This is a genomic window from Pseudoduganella albidiflava, from assembly GCF_004322755.1.
GTDB lineage: Bacteria > Pseudomonadota > Gammaproteobacteria > Burkholderiales > Burkholderiaceae_D > Rugamonas > Rugamonas albidiflava.
The window spans coordinates 2,457,436-2,481,910 of sequence record NZ_CP036401.1 but is presented as its reverse complement, the minus strand read 5'-3'; the positions used below and the strand labels follow the sequence as shown (position 1 = coordinate 2,481,910).

16 protein-coding genes and 1 pseudogene are annotated in these 24,475 nt (G+C 65.7%); 4 read left to right on the top strand and 13 right to left on the bottom strand.

Annotated elements, in window-relative coordinates:
- The first annotated feature begins 56 nt into the window (after positions 1–56).
- The gene (locus tag EYF70_RS10455) at positions 57–1,427 is read left to right on the top strand and encodes a glycoside hydrolase family 1 protein (protein WP_131145334.1); all 1,371 of its coding nucleotides are present in this window, start codon (positions 57–59) and stop codon (positions 1,425–1,427) included.
- A gap of 11 nt (positions 1,428–1,438) precedes the next feature.
- Entirely contained in the window at positions 1,439–2,911 is a 1,473-nt protein-coding gene (locus tag EYF70_RS10450; RefSeq protein ID WP_131145333.1) for a DUF1593 domain-containing protein, read from the top strand.
- 42 nt (positions 2,912–2,953) lie between these two features.
- Here the strand turns inward: EYF70_RS10450 and EYF70_RS10445 are convergent, their stop codons facing one another.
- The 5 genes from EYF70_RS10445 to EYF70_RS10425 all read right to left on the bottom strand — a co-directional run bounded on the left by EYF70_RS10445 (position 2,954) and on the right by EYF70_RS10425 (position 10,105).
- A complete protein-coding gene (locus tag EYF70_RS10445; protein ID WP_131145332.1) occupies positions 2,954–3,925 on the bottom strand; it encodes a LysR family transcriptional regulator in 972 nt (323 codons plus the stop codon).
- A 338-nt stretch (positions 3,926–4,263) separates the two neighbouring features.
- On the bottom strand, positions 4,264–5,169 hold the full coding sequence (locus EYF70_RS10440; protein WP_218943766.1) for a TauD/TfdA family dioxygenase: 906 nt from the start codon (positions 5,167–5,169) through the stop codon (positions 4,264–4,266).
- A gap of 15 nt (positions 5,170–5,184) precedes the next feature.
- Positions 5,185–6,843: an AMP-binding protein gene (locus EYF70_RS10435; RefSeq protein ID WP_131145330.1), complete on the bottom strand. Its 1,659-nt coding sequence runs from the start codon at positions 6,841–6,843 to the stop codon at positions 5,185–5,187.
- Positions 6,840–7,619: a thermostable hemolysin gene (locus EYF70_RS10430; RefSeq protein ID WP_131145329.1), complete on the bottom strand. Its 780-nt coding sequence runs from the start codon at positions 7,617–7,619 to the stop codon at positions 6,840–6,842. The genes EYF70_RS10435 and EYF70_RS10430 overlap by 4 nt, the downstream gene beginning before the upstream one ends.
- A 227-nt stretch (positions 7,620–7,846) precedes the next feature.
- Positions 7,847–10,105 (bottom strand): TonB-dependent receptor domain-containing protein, encoded by a 2,259-nt coding sequence (locus EYF70_RS10425; RefSeq protein ID WP_131145328.1) that lies wholly within the window; start codon positions 10,103–10,105, stop codon positions 7,847–7,849.
- A gap of 269 nt (positions 10,106–10,374) precedes the next feature.
- Between EYF70_RS10425 and EYF70_RS10420 the strand changes: the two genes are divergently transcribed.
- Positions 10,375–12,024 carry a mechanosensitive ion channel family protein gene (locus tag EYF70_RS10420; RefSeq protein WP_229420800.1) on the top strand — a complete coding sequence of 550 codons (1,650 nt, stop codon included), beginning with the start codon at positions 10,375–10,377 and terminating at the stop codon, positions 12,022–12,024.
- Positions 12,025–12,433: 409 nt separating this feature from the next.
- On the opposite strand, the gene EYF70_RS10415 is transcribed toward EYF70_RS10420, so the two are convergent.
- Entirely contained in the window at positions 12,434–13,099 is a 666-nt protein-coding gene (locus tag EYF70_RS10415) for a hypothetical protein (protein ID WP_131145327.1), read from the bottom strand.
- A 229-nt stretch (positions 13,100–13,328) separates the two neighbouring features.
- On the opposite strand from EYF70_RS10415, the pseudogene EYF70_RS31585 reads away from it, so the two are divergent.
- Positions 13,329–13,538, top strand: a pseudogene (locus tag EYF70_RS31585) (long-chain fatty acid--CoA ligase); the annotation flags it as partial.
- A 61-nt stretch (positions 13,539–13,599) separates the two neighbouring features.
- On the opposite strand, the gene EYF70_RS10405 reads toward EYF70_RS31585, so the two are convergent.
- The 7 genes from EYF70_RS10405 to EYF70_RS10375 all read right to left on the bottom strand — a co-directional run bounded on the left by EYF70_RS10405 (position 13,600) and on the right by EYF70_RS10375 (position 24,332).
- Entirely contained in the window at positions 13,600–13,785 is a 186-nt protein-coding gene (locus tag EYF70_RS10405) for a hypothetical protein (protein ID WP_307722137.1), read from the bottom strand.
- A 426-nt stretch (positions 13,786–14,211) separates the two neighbouring features.
- Positions 14,212–15,612: an aminotransferase-like domain-containing protein gene (locus EYF70_RS10400; protein WP_229420799.1), complete on the bottom strand. Its 1,401-nt coding sequence runs from the start codon at positions 15,610–15,612 to the stop codon at positions 14,212–14,214.
- Between the two features lie 186 nt (positions 15,613–15,798).
- A complete protein-coding gene (locus EYF70_RS10395) occupies positions 15,799–16,002 on the bottom strand; it encodes a hypothetical protein (RefSeq protein WP_131145326.1) in 204 nt (67 codons plus the stop codon).
- A gap of 72 nt (positions 16,003–16,074) precedes the next feature.
- A complete protein-coding gene (locus tag EYF70_RS10390; RefSeq protein WP_229420798.1) occupies positions 16,075–18,123 on the bottom strand; it encodes a glycoside hydrolase family 97 protein in 2,049 nt (682 codons plus the stop codon).
- A 16-nt stretch (positions 18,124–18,139) separates the two neighbouring features.
- Entirely contained in the window at positions 18,140–19,666 is a 1,527-nt protein-coding gene (locus EYF70_RS10385; RefSeq protein ID WP_131145325.1) for a tryptophan halogenase family protein, read from the bottom strand.
- A gap of 224 nt (positions 19,667–19,890) precedes the next feature.
- Positions 19,891–21,285, bottom strand: a complete 1,395-nt coding sequence (locus tag EYF70_RS10380) for an alpha-amylase family glycosyl hydrolase (RefSeq protein ID WP_131145324.1) — start codon at positions 21,283–21,285, stop codon at positions 19,891–19,893.
- A gap of 149 nt (positions 21,286–21,434) precedes the next feature.
- Positions 21,435–24,332 carry a TonB-dependent receptor gene (locus EYF70_RS10375; RefSeq protein WP_229420797.1) on the bottom strand — a complete coding sequence of 966 codons (2,898 nt, stop codon included), beginning with the start codon at positions 24,330–24,332 and terminating at the stop codon, positions 21,435–21,437.
- Positions 24,333–24,475 lie beyond the last annotated feature (143 nt).

Below are 24,475 nucleotides of genomic sequence, written 5' to 3'. Positions count from 1 at the left end.
GGGCCGGTTCTTTGAAACAGATTCTTGAACAGACAACCATCACACGAGGGAACCACATGACCGATTTCGACAGCCAACTGAAGACCGAACGCCGCCGCGCCCTGCTGGCCGGCGCCGGCTTGATCGGCGCCGCCCTGCTGCCGGCAGGCGTGAAGGCAGCGCCGGCCACCTCCGGCAAGTTCTCGTTCCCTCGCGGCTTCCTGTGGGGCGCCGCCGTGGCCGGGCACCAGGTCGAAGGCCAGAACATCAACAGCGACGCCTGGCTGCTCGAGACCATCGAACCCACCACGTTCGCCGAGCCTTCCGGCGACGCCTGCGACCATTACCGGCTGTTCGCCGAGGACATCGCCATGGTGGCCGCTCTCGGTCTCAACACCTTCCGCTTCTCGGTCGAATGGTCGCGCGTGGAGCCGGAGAACGGCATGTTCTCGGAGGCCGCACTGGCCCACTACCGCGATGTGCTGGAGGCTTGCCGGAAGCACAAGCTGACGCCGATGGTCAGCTACAACCACTTTTCCACGCCGCGATGGTTCGCCGCGCTGGGTGGCTGGGAGGGAGACGATGCGCCACGGCTGTTCGCGCGCTACTGCGCGAAGGTCACCGAAGCGCTGGGCGACCTGATGGAACTGACCACCACGTTCAACGAGCCCAACCTCGCCAAGCTGCTGTTCGGCTTTCCCGGCCCGTTGCAGCAGTTTTCCGGCAATCCAAAGGAAAAAGCCATGCTGGCGCGCGCCGGCGAGGTCAGTGGAACCGGCCGCTTCTCGGCCTGGATGTTCGGCGACCTGGACAAGATCCAGGCGGGACAGCTTGCCGCGCACCGCGCCGCCTTCGAAGCCATCCATCGCGTCAAGCCGTCGATGAAGGTCGGCCTCACGATCGCCATGGCGGACGACCAGGCGGCGGGCGCCTCGGACGACACCATGCGGCGCAGGCGCGAGATCGCCTACGGTCCATGGCTGGCACTGGCGGAGAGCCATGCCGACTTCGTCGGGGTCCAATGCTATACCCGCGCCCGGATCGGCGCCGACGCCGAACTGCCGCCGCCCGACGGTGCGCGCCTGACCGACATGCGCTACGAGTTCTATCCGCAGGCCATCGAAGGCGCCCTGCGCTACGCGGCGTCGCGCGTGCGCAAGCCCTTGTATGTGACCGAGAACGGCATCGCCACGATGGATGACCGGCATCGCGAGGAATATATCCGCGTGGCCGTCGGCGGCGTGGCGCGTTGCATGCGCGATGGTATCGACGTGCGCGGCTACCTCCACTGGTCGTTGCTGGACAACTTCGAATGGAATTTCGGCTATGGTCCCCGCTTCGGCCTGGTGAGCGTCGACCGCAAGACCCAGCAGCGCACGCCCAAGCCGAGCGCACGCCTGCTGGGCACCATCGCACGCCAGAACGCCATCGCCGTCGACAACAGGTAAGCGGAGACCCCATGCTGAAACTGACCCTTGCATTCCTGCTGGGAGGCGCGACCTGCGCCGCCGGAGGTCTTGCGCTGGCTGCGCCGGCCGAACGCGCCGTGGCACCGGAGTCGCGCCAGCGCCTGTTCGTGCTGACCGACATGGAAGCCGATCCGGACGATGCCCAGTCGCTGGTCCGTTTGCTGCTGTACGCGAACCAGTTCGACATCGAAGGGATCGTCGCGACCACGTCGGTCCACCTGAAGGACGCTGTTCATCCGGAATCGATCCGCACCCTGATCAGGCGTTACGGCCAGGTCCAGCCCAATCTGCTCAAGCACGAGCCAGGCTTTCCCGCCGCGGACCGGCTCCTGGCCAAGGTCAGCCAGGCATTGCCGGTCTACGGCATGGCCGGCGTCGGGGACGGCAAGGATTCGCCGGGTTCCGACCTGCTGGTGCGCGCCATCAAGGCGGATGACCGGCGCCCGCTCTGGGTGACCGCCTGGGGCGGGACGAATACGCTGGCGCAGGCGCTGTACCGCCTGAAGCAGACGACTCCTGCCACACAGCTCGACAAGGCGCTCGGCCGCCTGCGCGTGCACGCCATTTCCGACCAGGACGACAGCGGCGCCTGGATACGCAAGACGTTTCCGTCGCTGTTCTATGTGGTGAGTCCTGGCGGATACGGCAACGCGACCTGGCTCGGCATCAGCGCCGTCGTCGACGGCATCGACAACACCAATGTCGGCAATGCCTGGATCGCCGCCAATATCCAGCAGGGCCACGGCCCGCTGGGGGCCGCGTATCCCGACGTGGCGTGGGGCATGGAAGGCGATACGCCCAGCTTCCTGGGCCTGCTCCCGAATGGCTTGAACGTGCCAGACCGTCCGGACTGGGGCGGCTGGGGCGGGCGCTATACGCTGCGCACGCCCGGCCTGGACGAGATCGACCCCAAGGGCTTCAATGGCGGCGTGCCGGTCGAGGCGGAAACCCGGCCGATCTGGACCAATGCCAGCGACACCATGACGTCCCGCCCGCGCATGGAATACAACCGCTTCCACCGCGACGACAAGGCGGCCCCGAAGGAATTCAGCGGGCCCAAGGTCACGCTATGGCGCTGGCGCGACGACTTCCAGAACGATTTCGCCGCGCGCATGCGCTGGACCACCCGCTCGTATGCCCAGGCGAACCATCCGCCCAGGCCCGCGCTCGGCCACGCCAATCAGTTGACGGTGCAGGCCGGCGCGGCGATCCGGCTCGACGCAAGCGCCTCGACCGACCCGGACGGCGACAGCCTGAGCTATCACTGGTTCCAGTACGGCGAGGCGGGAACGCTGAAGACCAGCATCCCGATCGCTGCGGACAACCTGGCGCGCCAGACCCTCACGGCCCCGGAGGTCGGCAAGCCTGAAACCGTGCACTTCATCGTGCGGGTCACGGACAAGGGAACCCCTGCGCTGACGCGCTACCAGCGGGTGGTGGTGAACATCGTGCCGAAGAACTGACTCAGGCCACCGGAAGGTGGCCCACGCGCCCTCCTTCCCTGGCTACGCCTGGAACCTGTCGGCCGACCTGGCCATCGCAATGGGCGCGCGCACCGGCGAGATCGTGGCGTATGGGCCAGCACTCACGGTGTCCATCAGCATGGAGCGGAACCACAGGTGCGAGGGATCGTTGTCCAGCACCTGGTTCCACTGCATGCACATTTCCACCGCCGGGATGTCGAGCGGCGGCGGCAGCAACCTGATCGGGTAGTAGCGCGACAGCGATTTCGCCAGGCGCGTATGCATCGTCGCGATCCGGTTGGTGCCGATCACGAAGTGCGGAATGCTCGCGAAATTCGTCGTCGTCACCTCGATGCGCCGGTCATAGCCCGACACCTTCATGAACCACTCCTCGAAGCTCACGATCGCCGCGCCGAAGCGCGACGATACATGGCCCAGCGACATGTACTGCGCCATCGTGAGCTCGTCGTCGATCAGGGTATTGCCGGTCCACGCGATGCACGTATAGGTTTCCTCGAACAGGACCTGCACCGGGTGCACCTCGGACATGTACTTGCGCGGCAGGATGATCAGGTCGGCTTCGACGCGCTCCAGCAGGTCGGTCGGGCTGGCCGACATCGACAGGATGTCCAGCGTGATGTTCGGCGCGGCCGTGGCGAGCAGCGTTGCCAGGTCGCCCAGCACCACGGTCGAGATGTAGTCCGATGCGAGTATGCGAAAGCCCCGTACCGCGGTGAGGGGATCGAACTCCGGCCGGATGTCGACGGTGGCCTGGATCTGCAGCAGCACCTTGCGCACGGGGTCCGCCAGGCTGGCGGCCAGTGGCGTGAGGATCAGGTTGCGGCCGACCGGCATCAGCAGCTCGTCGCTGAAATACTCGCGCAGGCGGGCCAGCACGCCGCTGGTGGCGGACTGGCTCAAGCTGAGCCGCCGCGCTGCCCGGGTGATGCTTTTTTCGCTGAGCAGGATGTCCAGCCCGACCAGCAAATTCAGGTCGAGACGATTGAAACGCATGGTGTCCCCTTTGATATGTTCTGAAACGATGATGCCACAGTCCGGCCGTGGCAGGCCGTGGCAGGCAACGCAAAGGAGATGAGGTGACACCGACCGCCGGGATGCCCACGGCGGCGAACCCGGTCTGGAATCCGGACTGCTGTGCGGTGGCGCCCGCCATGGCGGGGCCGAGCACCCCCGAACGAAATGCTCATGACCAGTCTCCATTGTTCGATATTGTCCCGGGACGATAGCAGCGCTTTCCCGCCAGGGAAAATCGCTTTTGCCGATGGCGGGTATTGGCGCGGCCGCTGGCCGGGGTATCGAAGGGGCTGGAGGCGTCAGGCCGCCCGGGTCGTTCAGTAATAGCTCAGCGCGTTGAAGATGGTGCGGCGCGTATCCTCGATGCGGCGGCGGCCGTGCATGACGCGGGCGTTGTCGATGACGACGATGTCGTTGTCCCGCCAGCCCACGTCCACCGTGTGCCGCTGGCAGACTGCGTCCAGCGCCGCGCGCATCGCTTCCGGCAGCGGCGTGCCGTCCGCGAACGTGATCCGGGGACGCTCGTAGTTGAACGACGGACCGAAGATGCTGTTGGCGAAGGCCGGCCGGCCAGGGCTGAACGGCGAACGGGTCAGGATCGACGGTGTGCGGAAGCTGTACGTGACCGAGTGGTCCGCGTTCAGTTCGATCTGCGTGTTCACGTTCCCGTCGAGAAGGGCCAGCAGGCGCTCGAAGCAGGTCCGGGTGTCCGCCGCTTCCTTGCCGGCATCGGACGCATGGCGCACGTAGTTCTTCCACAGCGCTTCGCCGACGCTGCGCGTGTAGACGACGTCCTGCGCCAGCAGCGCGGTGCGCATCTGCGGCGACAGGTCGCGGTACACGGCGGCGCCGTCGCAGACGGTGGTCTGCGACCCCACGGCCGGCGCCTGGGTGCAGAAGAACCAGCACAGGTCGGGCCAGAACGGGCTGTTGCCGTTTTCGCAGTGCAGGCCGATGGCGTCGCTGCCGGCGTCGACCTTCTGCGCCAGCACCTTGCCATCCTGGTCGTGGAACTGGCGGGCCGGATCGAGGCTGATGCGGCTGCTGTGGGCGCGTACCAGGTCCGAGAAGCCGGGCACGTCGCACGGGAAGCCGCGCAGCACGACGTAGCCATGAGCGCCCAGCCAGCCGGCCAGTTGCGACTTGCCGATCGAAGCCAGGGTCTCGCCCGCCTCGCCTTGTACCACTAGTCCCGCCTGGCGGGTATGAGCTGCAGTTTGCACGTGATTCTCCAGATTTCAACGTTGATGAAGGGCGGAGGCGGCTGCCGGGAGGCTGCCTGCCTGGTACTCGTGGGCGTGGCGTTCGCGGACATGACATTCGCGGACATGACTTTCGCGTAATTGACATTCGCGTACATGGCGCTCCACCTCCTGCCGGCGCGGCCGGCCCGTGACGGTGAACAGGCGGGCCCGCAGCGCCGGCGCATCGGCTTCGAACACGAAGGTGCTGGCACGCTCGATGCCGGAGAGCCAGCGTTCGCCATGCCGTACCAGTGCATGCCGCAACGCGCCCTGGTCGACGCCGGTCGCCGTGAGCACATAGGCCGACAGCGTCTCCTGCCCTTCGCCCAGCAACACGATATCGGCGACGCCCGCCACGCTGCGGTACGACGCCTCGGCCGGTTCCGGCGACACGTTGCGGCCGTGCGCGGTGATGATCAGGTTCTTCTTGCGGCCGATGATCGTGATGAAGCCGTCGGCGTCGATCCCGGCCAGGTCGCCGGTCCACAGCCAGCCCTCGGCATCGGTATGGCAGGCGCTGGGATCGCTGCCGCTGTAGCCGGCGAACAGCGAAGCGCTGCGCACGGCCAGTTCACCGTCCGGTCCCAGCTTGCAGGAAACGTGTGCCAGCGGCTTGCCGACGCTGCCGATGCGGTTCTCGGCCCGCGTATTCCATGCAACCACGGAGCTGTTTTCGCTGAGACCATACCCCTGCAGCACGGTGACGCCGCGTTGCGCCAGCCGTTCGATCGTGGCGGCGGCGACCGGTGCGCCACCCGCCGCGATCAGGGGCACGGTCGAGCGGCCGAACAGCGCCTCGCACAGCGCCGCGGTATCCAGCTCCGGCAGGCGGTCCGCCGCATTGGCCAGCGCTTCCACCAGCGACGGCGGCAAGGTCACCGCGCTCGGGCGGGCGCGCCGCAGCAGCGCGAGCTTGTCGGCGGCCACCGCGCCCGGATCGCCCAGCGGCGCCTCGCCCACCGGCGGCAGCACGACCGTGCCGCCCGCCGCGAACGGCATGTACAGCGCCGTCACCTGTTCGATCAGGAGGCTGAACGGTACCAGGTTCAGGTAGCGCCTGTAGTCGTCCCGCGTGGCGTGCCGCCACAGCGATGCCAGCAGCGCATCCAGGCCGTTCGCGCGGATCCGTACTCCCTTGGGGGCACTGGTGGTGCCGGATGTGTGGATCACCTTGCAGACGCGGTCCGCCTGCGTGCCGGCGGTCAGCGCCCGGGCCGTCACGGCGGCGGCGCCGTCGACCAGCTGGCCGATGGACAGGCACGGCATCGCCTGGAACGCGTGCGGCGCGTCGGCGCGCCATGCCTCGAAGCGGCGCTGGCCCGCGTCGTCGGTCAGCACCACGCTGCAGGAAGCCAGCAGGTGGGCGGCCTGCTCCGCGCTGAACGCCAGCGGTACCGGCACCTCGACATGGCCGCCCATCAGCAAGGCCAGGTCGGCCTCGATCCAGGCGATGGAGTTGGCCGCCACCAGGCCGACGGTGCTGCCCGGCGCGCACCGCGCAGCCAGCGCCACCGCCAGTGCGTTGCACTCCTGTTCGAGCGTGCCGTAATCGACGACACGGCCCGGCGACACAGTACCGTCGAGCTGCACGATCGCCACGTCGCCGGCGCGTTCCCGCATCGCGGTGCGGATACTGTCGATGAAGTGCATCATGCCGCCTCCTCCACCATCGCCGCGTTTGCCGTTGCGTGTTCGCTACCGCCGGCGACTTCGCCGGCCAGCAGGTGCTGGTTGTAGCGGCAGCTCACGGTGTCGAAGAACTCGCCGAGCGCGTCGACGCGGATCAGGCCCGTGATCGGCCGGGTGTCGTAGTAGGTGCCCCAGGTGACGCCCACCACGGTCGGCAGCCGGGCGGGATCGGCCGTCGCGATCGGATGGAAGCGGAGTTTCATCGCCTCGAAGCAGCGCCGCAGCTTCGCCGTGACAGTGCAGATCACGCCGCGCAGCCCCAGGTACCAGCAGACCAGCGGCAGTGCGCGCATCAGTTCCGTGCCGATGGTGGGCTCGAGCGTGGCCAGCGTCGTCACCTCGGCGATATCGCGCCGCGCCACGTCGCGCTGGAAGACGTCCGCCAGCATCTGTTCCAGCGGCGCGTCCAGGTAGTGCTCGGAGAACAGCGGCGCCCTGCCGGCGAACGACAGCCCGGCGCACGCGATGGCCGCGCCGCTCGCCAGGTCGATGCCGACGATGAAGCGGTGCGGCCGCGGAACGATGGTGGCGCCATAGGCGCGCTGGTAGACGGTACGCGCCAGCTCGACGGCGGCGCCGTAGTACCGGTCTTCCGGACCGACCAGCTTGAAGACCAGGGACCGCTCGCCGAGTTCGAGCTGGAACGAAAGGCCGGCGGCTGTCGCGGGCCGCGCGGCGGCACCCGGGGTGCTTGCGGAATGGATGTTCACTACGTTGTCGTTGGCTGCTGGTATATGCATGGCGTTCCCTGGAGGTTCGATAGTCGCTGGAGAGAGGATCGGACGAACACGCCTTCGTCCCGGCCTGGCCGTGGAAAAGCACGACCAACGACGTGCATCGTATAGAACGAATGTTTGACAAATGAAGCGGATGTTTCGGAGATGTGTATCGCTTCGTCAGGGCGCGGCGACGATATTTTCAGCAACTGTCGGCACGGCCGAGTGGTATCCCGGCCGTGGCGCACCGGTCAGAACGCGTAGCGCATGCCGAGCGCGATGCTGCGGCCCCTCAGCGGCGACTGGTTCTTCACGAACGAGGTATGGGCGTAGGCCAGTTCGTCGCCAAGGTTGGTGCCCCGCGCATACAACTCCAGCGACTGTCGCAAGCCCATGTCCAGCCGGTACGCCAGGGTCGCGTTGACCATGTTGTAGCCCGCCGTCTCGGTTTCATAGGAGGCAATCCGGCTCTGGCCGAACGTGCGCGACACCTCGAGATCCGCCGAGAGCGGCCCCCAGTTCCTGTCGTAGCGGACGCCGAGGCGTCCGCGGGGAATGCGCGGCAGATGATCGTCCATGCGCTTCATCCGGGCATGGACAAAATCGCCGAACACCGTAACGCGCGAAGCGGGTGTCACCTGGTAGCTCACCTGGCCATCGATGCCGGCGAAGCGCACATCGGCCGCCGTGTAGGCCAGGAAGTTGTGCGCAACGCCGGTCGCCGTTTCGGTCTCGATCAGCCGCGCGAAAATGTAGTCGCCGACGTCCTGGTAGAACACGCCGATCTCCCCTTCGAGCGGACCACCGGACTTCCGGAACGTCAGGTCGATCGAGTCGGTGGACTCGAGCACATCGCCGACAGGACGCTTGCTCTCCGCTAAGACCGGGTTGTTCACCGCCAGCCCGAGTTCGTAGCTGTTGGTCGAGAGATTATTGCCACGGGCGTAGAGCTCGCGCACGTTCGGCGCGCGCTCGGTGTGGCCGAACGACAGCCCGACCGAGTACCCTTGTCCCAGGTTCCAGACGCCCCCCAGCGACGCCGAGAAAGGCTGGTGCTTCGTGCCGGGATTCCTGGCGAGGAAATCATCGACATACTCGGACTCGAGGATCTGCCGCCAATCGCTGCCATACCACTCCGTGAACATCGCTTCATACTCGGGCGTCATGGTGGCAAGGAATGTGGGCGCCGGCACGCGCATCTCGCGCCAGTCCTTGCGCACCGCGAGTTCGAGGTCGACCGCGCCGAAGGAACGGCGCTCGCTCAGGAACAGGCCGACATTCTTCGTCAGGTAGTAGTAAGGCGGGACCAGTCCGTAGGCATTCTCCGGAAACGGCACATGCAGGTCTTCGACATTGATGCCGCTGAAGGTGCCGTCCGTGTACTGCGCTCCCAAGGTGCCGGTGAAACCCAGCAGAGGCCGGTGGGTCAGCTCGAGGCGCCCATCCCACACCTTGTTGGTATAGCGCGTGAACAGCATGGCGCCATCGATCTCGTCATGCGCATAGTCCGTGTGCGACACGCGCAGGCGCGTATGGGAAATCCCCGGCAGCAGGTCCGCATAATCCGCGCGGATATCGACGCGGTCGCTGCGCAGTTTGATGAAGGCGGTATGGCTGTCGGGGGAGCCGAATGGGTCGTCGAAGCCGCCGTGCGCCGTGCAATGCAGGTCCATGTCGTGCGTATGGCATACACCGTTCAGGTGGCTATGGCCCGGCAGTCCATACCTGCTTTTCATGCGCGTGAAGGCGGCGCCGATATAGCCCTTCGCGGTGATCCACGAGGCGCCGATCGAATAGCTGGTGTTCTCGGCGAAGGAATCGGGCAACTCGTCCACGCCATACCCGCCCGGCACCTCGTAGTTGTCGGCATGGCGGCGTACCCCCTCGGCATGGATCGCGAACTGGCCCATGCCGGCGGTAACGCGGCCGACGGCCGTCTTCTCGCCGTCGCCGAAGCCGTAGCGAACTTCGCTCGCACCGGCCAGGCCGCCAGCCGGCAGGCTGCGCGGCACTTTACTGTCGATCAGGTTGATCGCCCCATTGACCGCGTTCCCGCCATAACGGATGGCGGCCGGCCCGCGAATGATCTCGATGGCGTCGAGCAGCAGCGGGTCGGCCGTCACCGCGTGGTCCGGCGATACCGAGGAAACGTCGAACAGCGCCGCGCCATCGCTGAGGATCTCGACGCGTGGCAGGGTCTGCCCGCGGATCACGGGGCGCGACGCGCCACCGCCGAAGCTGTCCAGGTGGACACCGGGCAAGCCCGCGATCGTCTCGCCAAGCCCGCCCTGCCGGCGATGGACCAGCTCGGTACCGGACAAGGTTTGCGACGGCGTGATGGCCGGCCTGACTTCCACGTCGCTATTGCCCCTGTTTGCGGTGATGGTCACCGTGTTGTCGATGTCGCTCGTTGCGACCAGCGGATCGGTTTCCATCGCCTGGGCCCACAAGACGGTCGGCAGCAGAGCGAGGAAACCAGCGGTACCCCTGAGCGCGGGTCTCTTTTTCATGTTCATGTTCTTCCTGTTTGAATGATCGTGCCATGGCCAACGCCGCCTCATCCGGGCATCACAGCGCGTGGTTGCGTCGATCCTCCCGATAATGCGAGTGCATTATCGATAAAAGATGTGGTGATGGCAAGGCTTTGTCTTGTCGTTATTGGTGGGCGGGCCCTGCCGCCGGCCGCTGTTGACCCGACGCCGGCTTGGCGAAGCAGGCGGCCCCATGTACAGTTGATCAAGAATCAACCCATCGACCCATTACGCGACTGCGCCCTTCCATGCCCTCCATCTCGCACCTGCGCCTTGCCTTGCTGGCCTGCCTGTTCATGCTCGCATCTTTTGCCCTGGCGGCACAGGCGCAGGCGCCCGCCGTCCCCAGCGCGGAACTGGCGGTCGCCAACCGGACCATCTTCGTGTTCCGCTCGCCGCTGGCGGGCTATTCGCCGGCCGACCGTGCCGAGGCCGCGCAGCGCCGCCTCGACCGGGCGCTCGCCAGGAAGGGGCCCGGCACGACGAGCATCCACGCGATCCCGGAAGGTGCCCAGGTGCTGCTCGATGGATCGCTGCTGTTCCTGGTCACGCCGGGCGACGTCAACCTGCTCGCCGGCGACACGTCCGACACCGTGGCGGCCGACAGCGCGGCCCGTCTCTCCGTGGCGCTGCGGGAGAAGACCGAACAGGCCAGTCCGCGCTATCTCGCCATTGCGGCCGGACTGGCGTTCGTGACGATGCTGGCCTGGCTGCTCGCCCTGCGTGGCATCGGCCTGGCGCAGGCCTGGGCGGACCGGCGCCTGCAGGTGCTGCTGGCCAGGCGGATCGAACGGCTCAGTTTCCGCAATGTGCGCCTGCTGGACGCGGAGCATTACGTGGGCCTGGTGCGCAGGCTGGCGATTGCCGCCGCCTGGGCGCTCAGGCTGCTGGCGACCTATCTCTGGCTCGCTTTCGTGCTCCGCCAGTTCCCCTATTCGCGCGCCTGGGGCGAATGGCTGCAGGGGCACCTGGTCGACACCAGCGCGCATATTGCACGTGGCGTGGCCGCCGCGGTGCCAGGGTTGCTGATCGTCCTGCTGATCGCCGCATTGGCGCGCGTTGCGACGCTGACCGTGACGTCGATCTCCAGGCGTATCGAGAGCGGACAACTCCAGCTCGGCGGACTCGACCGGGATACAGCCGCGCCCAGCCGCCGCCTCGCGAACCTCGTGATCTGGCTGTTCGCACTGGCCATGGCCTATCCCTACCTGCCCGGTTCGCATACGGCGGCCTTCCAGGGCGTCACGGTGCTGGCCGGCCTGATGGTGTCGATCGGCGCCTCCAGCATCGTGGCCCAGGGCGCGGCCGGCCTGATCCTGATGTACACCCGGCCGCTGCGCAAGGGCGAGTACGTCAAGATAGCCGAGGCCGAAGGCACGGTCGTCGACCTGGGCATGTTCAGCACCCGCCTGCGCACCGGTCTCGGCGAGGAGGTCTCGATGCCGAATGCCTATGTGCTCGCCAATACGACGAAGAACCTGTCGCGGGCGTTCCCGGGCAGCGGTTTCGTGGTCGACACCACGGTCACCATCGGCTACGACACCCCGTGGCGCCAGGTGCACGCGATGCTGGAAACCGCGGCGCGCAACACGGAAGGCATCCTGGAAACGCCCCCTCCTTTCGTCGCGCAGACGGCGCTCTCCGACTTCTACATCGAATACCGGCTGGTCGCCTACGCCGACGTGAGCGCGCCGCGCGCCCGCGCCGAACTCTTGAGCCACCTGCACCAGGGCATTGTCGACGAGTTCAACCGCCAGGGCGTGCAGATCATGTCGCCGCACTTCACGCAGGAACCGAAGGTGGCCCAGATGGTCCGGCCGGCTGACTGGCACGGCCCCGCGCCGCAGGAGTCGCCGGTGGAGGCTGCCGGATCGCTTTCCGAAAAAGCGACGACGTGAGCAAGACCGTTCGCCCGGCCGGCCTCTGCGCTCCTGCGGTACCTATGCGGGACTATGGCGGTTGAAGGCTTGCGCCGGCATGAGCGATATGAGTGGCGCGCCGCGTGGTGCCGAGGGCCGGAACCCGGCTAGCTCGGTATTGCTGGTAGCCCCGGCAATGCAGTCGTCGATGGCGTTCACCAAAAAACTGACGTGACGGATGGCCCTGCGAATCCGCACTCGTCCCAGGACACCAACTGTGCGTACGGCGCGCATGTTTTGACGGCTGCTGAACTCGCCAACGCTGACGGTCGCGTCCGCGTGATCGATGGCGCACCGGAATCGCGACGATGACAGATTTTTGTGGGGCACACTGGAATCAAGCCGTTTCCTCCTTCGTGATCAAGTGATGGATGTGCGATGCAATTCACTAGGATGTGACCGTGGTTGCAGCGCCATCGGCATTCAACCTGTCTCTGATATTCGATGCTGCCTCCTGCGGCCAATTCTGCGTCGCTGCCCACATTGCACTGCCAACGAGGAGAATCGCAACCAGTATCGATGCCACCGTAATCTCCAAGCCTAGTTTGAGGAGCAATGCCCCAAGAAAGCTAACAACTGCCGAGCATAGAAATATCCACATCACCATGATATTGAATCGATACTCGAATCGATCCGCCAGGCTGAATTCCCGAATATATAAAACGCCGTTAGCATTCATGTCCATATATTGTCGGGCACGCCTCATGATAATCCAGGACACTCCAGTCACATCACGCATTTCTACGAGGCCTCGCCGCCACTTGCTTTCCGCGTAGATGCCCGTCGCCTTTTCAAAAATCATCGCGTCCCGAATATCCTGCACTACAGTCCTACAGAACGGTTCGTCCGCAGCACATGCGATACTTTCTGTAAGGTACTTTAACCGTGATTCTTTCCGGCCTATCAGCGTTTGAACCAGGGGCACTTGCGGAACTTTAATAACCAGATAGATAAATATGACAATACCAAGTACCAGACTACCCAGAGCAGTGCTCAGCATGGTTCGAATGACTTCGAGAAGACTAGGCAAGTCTTCAAGCTTAACTAATTCCATCGTTCCCCTCCCGATAGGCTCGTGAATAACCTTAAAGGCCGCGAATAGAGCGGCAGAAACGCGGCTGGCAGCGCAAAAACACAACTGAAGTATATCGCGAGAATATGACTGGAGATCCCACGATCTGACGGACAACTCCTAGGTACTTTCAAGTTGTATGCGACTGACGTAGCCAATTGAAACGGACAAGCGACGAAGGTGTCCACCGCCACCTCAGAAGTGGATCCGGGTTTTCGTCAAGATCAGGGGCGACACGAGCGCCAGCGCGCTGGATGAGCATTGCCGGAATTCGAGCCTGCTCCAATTCAAGCGGCCACGCGACTATGTGTTGGTTCGCGAGATCCCGAAGTCACCGGTGGGGAAGATCTTGCGGCGCAAGCTGGTAGCGGGAGAGTATGACACGCTGGTGCCATCCGCGATCCCTGGCTCACCTCACTGATCGGCTCGCGGATGGCGAGACGCCGGCTTCGCACTGGAGTTCGGGCGGCGTCTGTTTGCCGTCACGGAAAACTCAAGTCATTACCGAGCACCCTGAGAAGGGCGAACGCGACAAGCCCCAGGGCCGACAGCGACAGCAGGAAGACCGCGGCCACCGTGCCGGCCGCGCGCAGCACTTCGCGCTTCTCCGCCACGTTCTCCTTCCCCTTCTTCCCTTGGTCGTAATGCCACTTGATGGCGTAGAACATGCCCGTCGCCAGCGCGAGAACCTTGAATGTACCGGCGACTATTGGGAACCAATCCATGATGTTGAGTACTTTCGAGGCTGTTGCTTGACTGTCTATCGTGAGGAGCACTATGCCGAACGCGGCTCCAGGAGTTCGTCTCTCCGGCCAGGCCATTCGAGACGCCAGCGGGCGGTATGGAAGGATGGCCAGCTGCAGGTGTGAAGGCATTCTACTGAAAAGCAATATCCATACATCGGGACAAAATGTCCCAGTTGAAAGCCGGGCAAGATGACGGTTTTTTCATTACCTCCCGCCGGCTGCAGCGGTGGACAAAGCGCTGAAGCCCGGGCCACCGCCTCGCCCCGCGGCACGAGTTGGCAGAAGAGCTGGCTGTCGAGCTGACGACATTCACACGCATACGATGGCGCCAGACATTGCAGGGGCGGGTCAGACGACAGCGGCGTCGAATGCGTCGGGCCGCCGCTCCAGCAAGCGTGACAGGCGCTGCAGGCCTGCCCGCAAGCGTGCACGGTCCTTGACGCTGCCCAGCGAGATCCGGATCGCGTTCCCGGATTCGCCTCCGGTTGCGAATGCCTCCGCCGGTACCACCACCAGCCCTTCGTTCTGCGCGGCTTGTGCGAGCTGGTACGACCGCCAGTAGGCCGGCAGCTCGACCCAGATGTGCAGCCCGTCGCCCGGTGACGCATATCGTCCGGCCAGGACGTCGCGCGCGATACCGTGACGCACGCGCGCCTCGTCTCGCACGCCCTGCATCAAGGTGCTTGCCGAGCCGTCGAGGATCCACTGGGTGGCCAGCGCAGCCGTCAGCGGGGCGGCCATCAACGCGAAGGACCTCAGGGCCGCCAGGAAGCGTGCACGCTCGACAGGGTCGCGCACAACCACGAAAGCAACGCGCAGCCCGGGCGTAAGGCACTTCGACAAAGTGGCAATGTAATATGCGTGTTCCGGCGCATAGGCAGCAATCGGCGGCGGTGGCGACTCGGCGAGCAGCCAGTAGGGGTCATCCTCGATGATTCGCGCGTTGCAGCGTTTTGCCACGGCGGCCAATTCCCTGCGCCGCTTTTCCGGCATCGTGACCGTTGTCGGATTCTGTAGTGTCGGGTTCAGGTAGACGAGCCTGGCGTCATGCTGCCGGCAAGCTGCCTCTAGCGCCTGGGGCAGCATTCCATGCCTGTCCGTCCCGACCGGCGTGACACGGCGCCCGAACTGGCTCGCGGCCGCACGCAGCCCGGGATAACCCGTCGGTTCCACGAGAATGGCATCGCCGGGCTCGGTAAGCACCAGGATCAGTGCCGCAATTGCCGCCTGTGCGCCGGGACAGACGACTATCTGGTCCGGATGCACGCTTCCAAACATCGGCGCGATCCACCGGGCCCCGGCTTCGCGGTCGGAAGCGCTGCCGCCGCCCAGGTGGTAAGTCATCAGCAATTCGTTATCCGCCCGCATCAGCACTTGCGCGAGACCTTGTTTCAGCAGGTCGCCGAAGTCGACGCCGTCCGGCGGCGGCGGTGTATTCATGCTCAGGTCGAGGACCGGCGCCAGTTCCGCCTTCGGCGCCGCAACGTAAGTACCGCGGGCGCCACGCCCTTCCAGCAGATTCCTGCGCCGGGCTTCATCGTATGCCCGGGTGACCGTCGTCAGGTCCACCTTCAGCCGCGCAGCCAGCTCACGCTGCGGAGGCAGGCGCTCTCCCGGCTTGAGCAACCCATCGGCCACAGCCTGCTGCAATGCATCCGCGATCTGGAGAAACCGGGGCCCAGCACCTGCTTGCAGTTGCGGCAACCATGATGGCAAAGGTGGATCTTGCATGGTTTTTAACTGGGACATTTTGTCCCGATGTATGGAAATTGTTTGGACGTAGTATGCCTCGGAAGGCGTGGAAGGACCAGTGATGCACGACGCCGACAGGTGCCCTCCTCCGCATCCTGGGAGCAGGCGGCCCCTGCCGTCCGGATGCCATTGAAAACACCTGTCCGGGCATCTGCGTGCCCGATGCTCCCGGGGTGCCGCCGTTCACCCAGCCGCCCCGGCCATGCGCGACAGCAGGATGTCGACCGCCAGGCAGTAAGCCAGCAGCGCGCCGGCTCCTCCGCCCGACGCGTCGACGGGACCGAGCACGAGGCTGGCATCCGCCGGGACGAATGCCGGCAGCGCCACGTCGCCCAGGATCACCGTTTTCGCGCCGGCCCGCCGATCCCTTGCCAGGGCATCGAACATCGCCGTGTCATGTCTCGTCTCCTTGCCGTGATGGACCGGCAGGCGGCCCGGTGGCACCGCCGTGCCGGTGGCTTACCTGTCCAGCGCGCGGAAGCGGATGGCGGTGCCGCCCCCTGGCGCCAGCGGCAGCGCCAGCCGGTCAGCCGCGCCCACTTCCTGGCGCACGATCTCGTAGGCATGCGGATTGCCGCGGAAATCCGCCGTGGGCGCGTCTCGGTAGATCGTCGCTTCGTAGCGCATGCCTTTGTCGAGGAAATCGAGGGGCACGGTCACCGCGCGGCGCGTCTCGTCGTTGACGGCGCCGAGGAACCAGTCGCGCCCGCCGCGCTGCTGCCGCGCGACGATGGCGTAGTCGCCGATCACGCTGTCGAGCGTGCGGCTGCGCTCCCAGTCGACCGGCACGTCGCGGATGAACTGGAAGGCATCCATGTGCTTCTCGTAGTTCTCCGGAATGTCGGCGGCCATCTGCACGGGGCTGTACAGCACCACAAACAGGGCCAGCTGGTTCGCCAGCGTCGACTGCACGCGCTGTTCCACCTGCTGCTTGCCGAACGTGAGGTCGAAGATGCCCGGCGTGAAATCCATCGGGCCGGCCAGCATGCGGGTAAACGGCAGGATCGTCACGTGTTCCGGCGGGTTGGTCGGCTTGCCCCACGCGTTGTACTCCTGGCCGCGCGCCCCTTCCCGGCTCAGCATGTTCGGCCAGGTGCGCCGCAAGCCCGTATCGATCACCGGTTCGTGGGCCACCACCGAGATGCGCTGCGCCGCGGCCGCCTCATTGACGCGCTGGTGGAAATTGACCATGTACTGGCCGCCATACGATTCGCGCAGCACTTCGCCGTTGCCCCCGGTGAGCTGGTAATTGCCGCCATCGCCGACATAGCCGGTCTTGACCGAGTGCACGCCATGCTGGCGGTAATAGCGCATGGCCGTGTCGAGCTGCCTGCCGTAGTTTTCCGTGCCACCACCCGTTTCATGGTGGCCGATCAGTTCCACGCCGAGCGCCGCGCCGTGGCGGGTGATAGCCGCGGTGTCGAAGTCCGGATACGGCTGGTCGAAGCGGAACGCCGTCCCACGGCTCCAGTCACCGTCCCAGCCCACGTTCCACCCTTCCACGAGCACGCCGCCAAAACCGTATTTCGCCGCGAAGTCCATGTAACGCTTGACGTTGGCCGTGTTGGCAGCATGCTGCGGGCCGCTCGACCAGGTGCCCTTGCCGAGGTGGATTTCCCACCACACGCCGACATATTTCATGGGCTTGATCCAGCTCGTGTCGGCAATTTTGCTCGGCTCGTTCAAGTTCAGCGTGATGCGCGAATCCGCCAGCTGGCCGGGCGTGCTGCCGACCAGGAGTGTGCGCCATGGCGTGGTGAACGGCCCGGTCTTGTGCACGGCCACGCCGTCCGGCCCCTCGTACAACGCCGCCCGGAAGCGGCCCGGCCCGCGCCGCTCCAGGTACATCGACGCGAAGTCGACCAGCGCGGCCTGGTGCACGCTGAGGAAGGTGCCGGGACGCTCGATCGTGAACGGCAGCTCCGCGGTTGCCACGTCGTTCAGCCGGCCGTTCCGGTACAGCGCTTCCAGGTTGGCATGGTGATGCGCATCGAACCACCATGCCCTGTAGTGATCGGTGAAATTGAATTCGGTGCGTTCGCCGCTGATCGCCACGGCCTTGCCGGCGGGGATATGCCGGTACTCGTAGCGCAGGCCCAGGCCATCGTCGAACAGGCGGAACACCACGTCGAATGCCCGCGCGCCGTGCGTGCTGGCATAGCTCACGCGCAGTTCGTTGTGGCGGTCGCGCACCAGGCGTTCCTCGCCCCACGGCTGCTGCCACTCGCTGTCGTGCGAACGGCGCGCCACGTTGCCGATGCCCGTGACCGCGGCGCGCGCCTCGGCGGCGAAATCGAGACCGAGTGCCGAAGGCGCCAGCAGTTCGGCACCGTTGCGCTTGAGGGTGTAGTACGCCTGCCCGGCGCGCACGAAGGTGCACAGCTCGAGCGCCTGGCCCGGCGAGCGCACGCATTCCGGTGCCTTGGCCGCCGCGCCCTGCGCCGGCAGCGCCAGGGACAGCACGGTACCTGCCAGCGCCAGGCCGGCAAAATTGCTTGCTGCTTTCAAATGAATCTCCTGTTGGTTATCGGTTGGCCTGGCGCGCCGGATCGCCGGCGGCACAGTGGGCCTTGATGAAGGCCGCGTGGGCGGGCATCACCGCTACGCAGTTGCGCGTCACTTCGGCGATGTCGCCCAGGTAGGCGGCCACTTCTTCCTCGTCGAGCAGGTCGGCGAGCGCATGATGGCCGCGCGGCCGCACGCCCTGGCCATGCAGCACCTGCAGCCAGGCCACCTCGGTGAACAGCTCCATGTCATGGCGCGACAGGCGCCCGCCGGCGCGATACAGCTCGATCTTCGCCTGCAGCGTATCGGGGATCGGCATGGTGCGGCAGTGCTCCCAGAATGGCGAATCGCTGCGCGCGGTGGCGTGGTAGTGCAGTACGAGGAAGTCGCGGATGCGCTCGCTCTCGATGGCGCTCTGGCGGTTGAATTCGTCGATGTCCGCCTGCTCCGGGTGTGCCGTGGGGAAGAACGCGACGAGCCGGGCGATGGCCGACTGCACCAGGTGGATGCTGGTCGATTCGAGCGGTTTGAGGAAGCCGCCGGACAGGCCGATGGCGACGACGTTGCGGTTCCAGATCTTGCGCCGCCGCCCCGCGGTGAAGCGCAGCTGGCGCGGCTCGGCCAGCGGCTCGCCGTCCAGGCTGGACATCAGCGCGGCGGCGGCCGCGTCGTCGTCCATGAAACTGCTGGCATACACGTGGCCATTGCCGGTGCGGTGCTGCAGGCCGATGCGCCACTGCCAGCCGGCGCTGCGCGCGGTCGCGATGGTGTATGGCAGCAGGTCGGGCCCGGCCGCGCAGGGCACCGCCCAGGCACGGTCGCAGGGCAGCCAGCGTGTCCAGCTCTCGAAGCCGGTATCGAGCGCCCCTTCGATCAGCAGCGCGCGAAAGCCCGTGCAGTCGAGGAACAGGTCGCCGGCGACCAGCCGGCCATCGGCCATGCGCACGGCTTCCACGTTGCCGTCGCCGCTGCGCAGCACCGCTTCGACCACCTCGCCTTCGGACCGCACCACGCCCCGCGCCTCGCTGTAGCGGCGCAGGTAGGCCGCATACAGCCCGGCATCGAGGTGGAAGGCGTGCGTGATGTCGGCCAGCGGCGAATTGCCATGACGCGGGTCGGCGCGCATGAATTTGCCCACCGCGGCGGCCATGGCGTTGATTGAATACGGCGCCAGGCCATCGGCCTTGCCGGCGGCGTGCATGCGCAGGAAGTACTGGTGGAAGTCCACCGTGGCGAGATCCTGCCCGACACGCCCGAACGCATGCATGTAGCGCTCGCCCACCCGGCCCCAGTCGCGAAACTCGATGCCCAGCTTGAAGGTGGCCTGGGTCTCGCGGATGAAATCGTTCTCGTCGATGTCGAGGACCGCGTTGAAGCGGCGGATCATCGGGATCGTCGATTCGCCGACGCCGATCGTGCCGATCGCATCCGATTCGACCAGCTCGATGGCGATCCGGCCGCCCAGGATCTTCGACAGCGCCGCGGCGCTCATCCAGCCGGCCGTGCCGCCGCCGACGATGACGATGCGCTTGATCATTTCCTGCATGGTTTCTCTCCTGTACCAATGCCGTTCAGTTCAGTCAACCCCAGATGCAAGGTCGGGGGTCAGGTTGGAGTGCTGGCACGCATGCCAGCACCGTTGCGCAGGCGCGAAGCATGCTTCGCGAACCCCCTGCTTCACCCCGCCGGGTCTGACCCCGGCAGTTCGCGTTTGGGTGAATGCACGCGCTCGTGGCACGCTGACTGAAGTGCATTGCCCCTGTTGCGTTTTTATCGTACGTACAGCTTCCAGGCCCAGGGCGCCAGCGTCAACGTGGCCACATCGCCGATAGCCGTGGCAGTGCCGCTGCCGAATTCGCGGTAGCTGCCCCGCTGCGGGCCGTCCTCGAAGGTGACGCTGGCCGGCTTGCCGGACAGGTTGAAGACGGCAAAGACCTTGTCCTGCCCGTTGTCGCGCACGAAGCTGAACACCTGCTTCGGTGCGCTGTTCTTCACCTGCCGCATGGTGGCGCCATGCTCGCCGTTCCACAGCGCGGTATTGCGCTTCTTCAGCGCGAACAGGTCGCGGTACAGAACGCCGTAGGGCGACGCCTTCCATGCGATCGGATCGCGCTCGAAGAACTTCAGGCGCTTTTCATTGCCCGCTTCCTGGCCGTTGTAGATCATCGGCATGCCGTCGCTGACGACGGAGAGCACGATGGCCGCATCGACGGCGGGGCCGAAGACTTCGAACTCGGTGCCGTCGGCCGCGTTCTTGTCGTGGTTCGTCACGTACAGCATGCGGTAGGCGTTCTTCGGATAGAACTTTTCGTTCCATGCGTAGTAGCTGTACAGCGACGTGGCATCGGCCTTGCCCTCGGCGATCAGGCGCATGGCATCCCACCATGTCCACGAGTAGGTGGCATCGAAGGCGCGCGCATGCATGTCGCGGCTTTCCCATTCGGCCAGCAGGAATACCGGCTTGATGGCACGCAGCTCGGCCGCGGCGTTGTCCCAGAAATCCTGCGGCACGAAGCCGGCGGCGTCGGCCCGGTAGCCGTCCACGCCCGCCTCCTCCACCCAGTAGCGCATGGCCTTCGTCATGTACGCGCGCAGCGCCGGGTTGCCGTAATCGAGCTCGATGATATCGTCCCAGTCGAACCAGGGCGTGGGCCGGGGCTTGCCGGCGGCATCCTTCAGGTACCACTCCGGGTGTGCCGTGCGCATGGTGGCGTCCCATGCCGTATGGTTGGCGACCCAGTCCATGATCACGTACATGCCGAGCCCGTGGGCCGCGGCGACGAAGGCCTTGAAGTCGGCCAGCGTGCCCAGTTCGGGGTTGATGGCGAAGTAATCCTGCACGGCGTACGGGCTGCCCAGGCTTCCCTTGCGGTGCGCCTTGCCGATCGGGTGGACCGGCATCAGCCAGACGATGTCGGTGCCCAGCGCTTTCAGGCGCGGCAGCTCCTGCTGTGCCGCCCGCAAGGTGCCGGCCGCCGTGAACTGGCGGGTGTTGAGCTGGTAGATGCTGGCGTTCTTCGTCCACTCGGGGTGCTGGACGGTGGAATATGGCGCGGGCTGGTAACGCGCCAGATCGGCGCCCGCGCCGTGGGCCGGCACACTGGCGGCGGCCGCGTACAGCGCGCAACAGGCCACGATAGCGGCGCGCAAAAGATGGTTGACCATGTGATGTCGATGGTTGAATGGCGGCGTGGCCGGACCGGTCGTGCCGGTACGCGGCCGTGGAAAAAGATCTTCGCCGCCGCCGGCGGCGAAGAAAACAGGCTGGAGAACCTGCGGCACGCGGATCACGCGCGGATCAGAATTTGTCCTCGTCAGAACTTGTACGTCAGGCCGGCCGCGTAGAACTTGCCATAGCTGCGGCTGCTGGTGACGATGTCCGGACTGGTGGTGAACTCCCGGAACGGCGTGTTCGTCAGGTTGTTCGCCTGCAGGAAGACCGACAGGCCTTTCAACGGACCGCCCTGGATTTCATACGACGCCTGCACGTCGGCGATGGTCTCGCTGCGGATGAAGGTGAATTGCGAGTCGCTGCGGTAGTCCTCGATCTCGCCGACGAAGGAGGAACGGTTGCGCAGCGTGTACGACACCTGGAAACCTCGGTTCTCGTAGTACAGGCGCAGGCTGCTGACGTTCTTCGACAGGCCCGGCAGCGAGATCTGCGATACCTGGTCGACGAAGACCGGGCTGTTGTTCGCCGTGATGAAGCCGGAGGTCGGCAGCGTCACGGAGCTGTCCGTGTACGAATAGTTGATCGCCGCACCGAAGCCGTCGAGCGGATTCCACAGCAGCCCGAACGGCATGTTCATGGCCAGTTCGATACCGCGCATGGTGCCGCCCTGGCCATTGGTCGGCGTGGTCAGGAAGCCGATAGTGCTGCCCTCGAACTCGCCCCGCGCGGGCAGCGGCGTGGTCGGGCTGACGAATGGTGCGAAGTCGAAGCCGCGCGGCGCGTTGATCACGTAGCTGTGCAGCTTCTTGAAGAACACCGCCGCGCTCATGTAGCCGCGCTTGCCGAAGTACTTCTCGAACGACAGGTCGAGCGAACTGGCCAGGTAGGGTTTCAGCCTGGGATTGCCGCCGCTGCCGGTGAGCGCGGGATCGAACGGGGTGGAGGTCGGCAAACCCCAGCTCAGGCCGGCCCGCATATTGTCCAGGTTGGCGCGCGACATCTGCTTGCCGGCGCCGAAACGCAGCACCTGGTCGTTGCCGAGGTCGAACGACAGGTTCATGCTGGGCAGCACATTGGTGTACGCGATACCGTCGCGGTTGATGTTGAACGGGCACGTGTCGACCGTGATCCCCGTGCAGCGCGACTGGTCGATCTGGTTGCCCTCGCCTTCCTGGTCGGTACGCACGACCTGCAGGCCGACGTTGCCGGTATAGGGCACGCCGAACAGCTTGCCGTCCACATCGGCCATGCCGTACAGCGTGTGGACCTTTTCCCGCACGGTCCAGTCGCGCGCCAGCACGGTGGCATCGACCCAGGTGTTCATCGAGTAGATCGGCCCCAGCGAACCCGTCGGGTCCCACGTCGCGACCGGGATGCCGACCGGACCGGCGATGGCGGTGCCCGTTCCCGGCATGGTCACGGCGGCGTAGCCATCGGTCCCATTGATCGACAGGCGCCCTTCGCCATCGCCCAGCCGCGATTTCTCGCGCTTGCTGACGTTGACGCCGAAGTGCACGCCGACCACCGGGCCCCAGTCCATCTCGCGGTGGGCCGCGAGACGCACGCTGTCGAGCTTGTCATCGATCCTGGAATTGGCCAGGTAGCCCGCCTGCGGCTGGTGCGGCCCGCCACCCCAGCCCATCACGTCGGTCAGCTTCATGACCGAGCGGTCCGTGTAGTCGAGGCTGGGCTTGTACACGACGTTGCTGAAATTGACGCCGTCGAAGCCCGTGTACGAGATCGACCCGAGCTGGCTGGCCGGCGTATTGCCCGGCTGGCCGGCGATGGTTTCATAGTTGCGGTGGTAGCGGAAACCCTTGGAGTGCGACAGGTCCGCTTCGGCGCGCCACTCGCCCAGTTTCACCTCGCTGTTCCAGCCGACCGAATTGAACTTGTCGTCGCCGCTGTACAGGTTGTTGCGGATGTCGCCCTTGTAGTTGCTGACGGTGCCGCTGGTGGCGATACCGTTGGCGATGGTGGCGTTGCTGAGCACGCCGTCCGGATCGTAGATGCCGGCATTGGTGGCCACCGCCCCCTCCAGCCCCACCCGGCTGGTGTGCTCCTCGCCGCGCGAATAAAACACGTCGACGCTGGTCTTGAAGTTGGCGTTCGGACGGAACTGCAGGGTCATCGTGGCGCTGTCGCGGCCCTGGCGGCGGTGGGTCGTCTCCGACAGGAAACCGCCCGGCACTTTCACGCGCTGGCCGTTGTAGTCGAGTTCCGGTGCAAAGCCGCCCCAGGAATCGAAGCGCAGCTCATCGCCATTGTCCTGGTCGAACGAGGTGACGCCCAGCGACAGGCCGAGGGTGCGGTTGGCGAACTGGTCGATATACGACAGGGTCTTGCGGTTGCCCTTGCCCTCTTCGCCGCCGGCATCGACGCCGATACGCTCCTTGCGGTAGCTGGCGGCCATCACGCGCTTGCCGAATTCGAGCGGGCGCAGGGTGCGCAGGTCGATGGTCGCGGCCAGGCCCTGGCCGATCACGCTGGCGGTCGGCGTCTTGTAGACCAGCACCGAACCGGTCAGTTCGGACGGGAACAGGTCGAATTCCGGATTGCGCGCGTCGCCCGTCGAGGCCTGCTCGCGGCCATTGAGCAAGGAACCGTTGAAGCTGGGCGCCAGGCCGCGCACGCTGACTTCGGTTGCCTTGCCGGTCGTCTTGCTGCGCTGCGTGGTCACGCCGGACAGGCGCGACAGCGATTCGGCGACGGTACTGTCGGGCAGCTTGCCGATGTCCTCGGCGGAGACCGCCTCGACGATGGAATTGGCGTTCTTCTTGATCGAGATGGCCGCCTCGATGCCGCTGCGGATACCGGTGACCTTGACGGTGGCGAGGGTCTTGTCGCCCGCGACCGCGACCGGTGCATCGGCCTGGGACGCGGCCACTGCCGGTACCGGCGTGTCGGCTTGCTGCGTTGCCGTCGCCTCCTGTGCGCGTGCGTAGCCGACGCCCAGCATCAGCAGCGCACAGGCGATCGCCACTGGCGTGGCCTGCATGCGGACCTCACCGGGCGCGGCCGTTTTAACTTTCTTGCTCACGTTGTCTCTCCATTTTTGTAGTAGGACTAAATCCGCGGAGAGGTGAAGGTGCATGGCGCGCTGTCGCTGCCGCCGTCTCCGCAGATCAGTTGAGATGGATAGTACGGCGCTCCGGGACGGGGAAAAACAGGGTTCGGACGGTT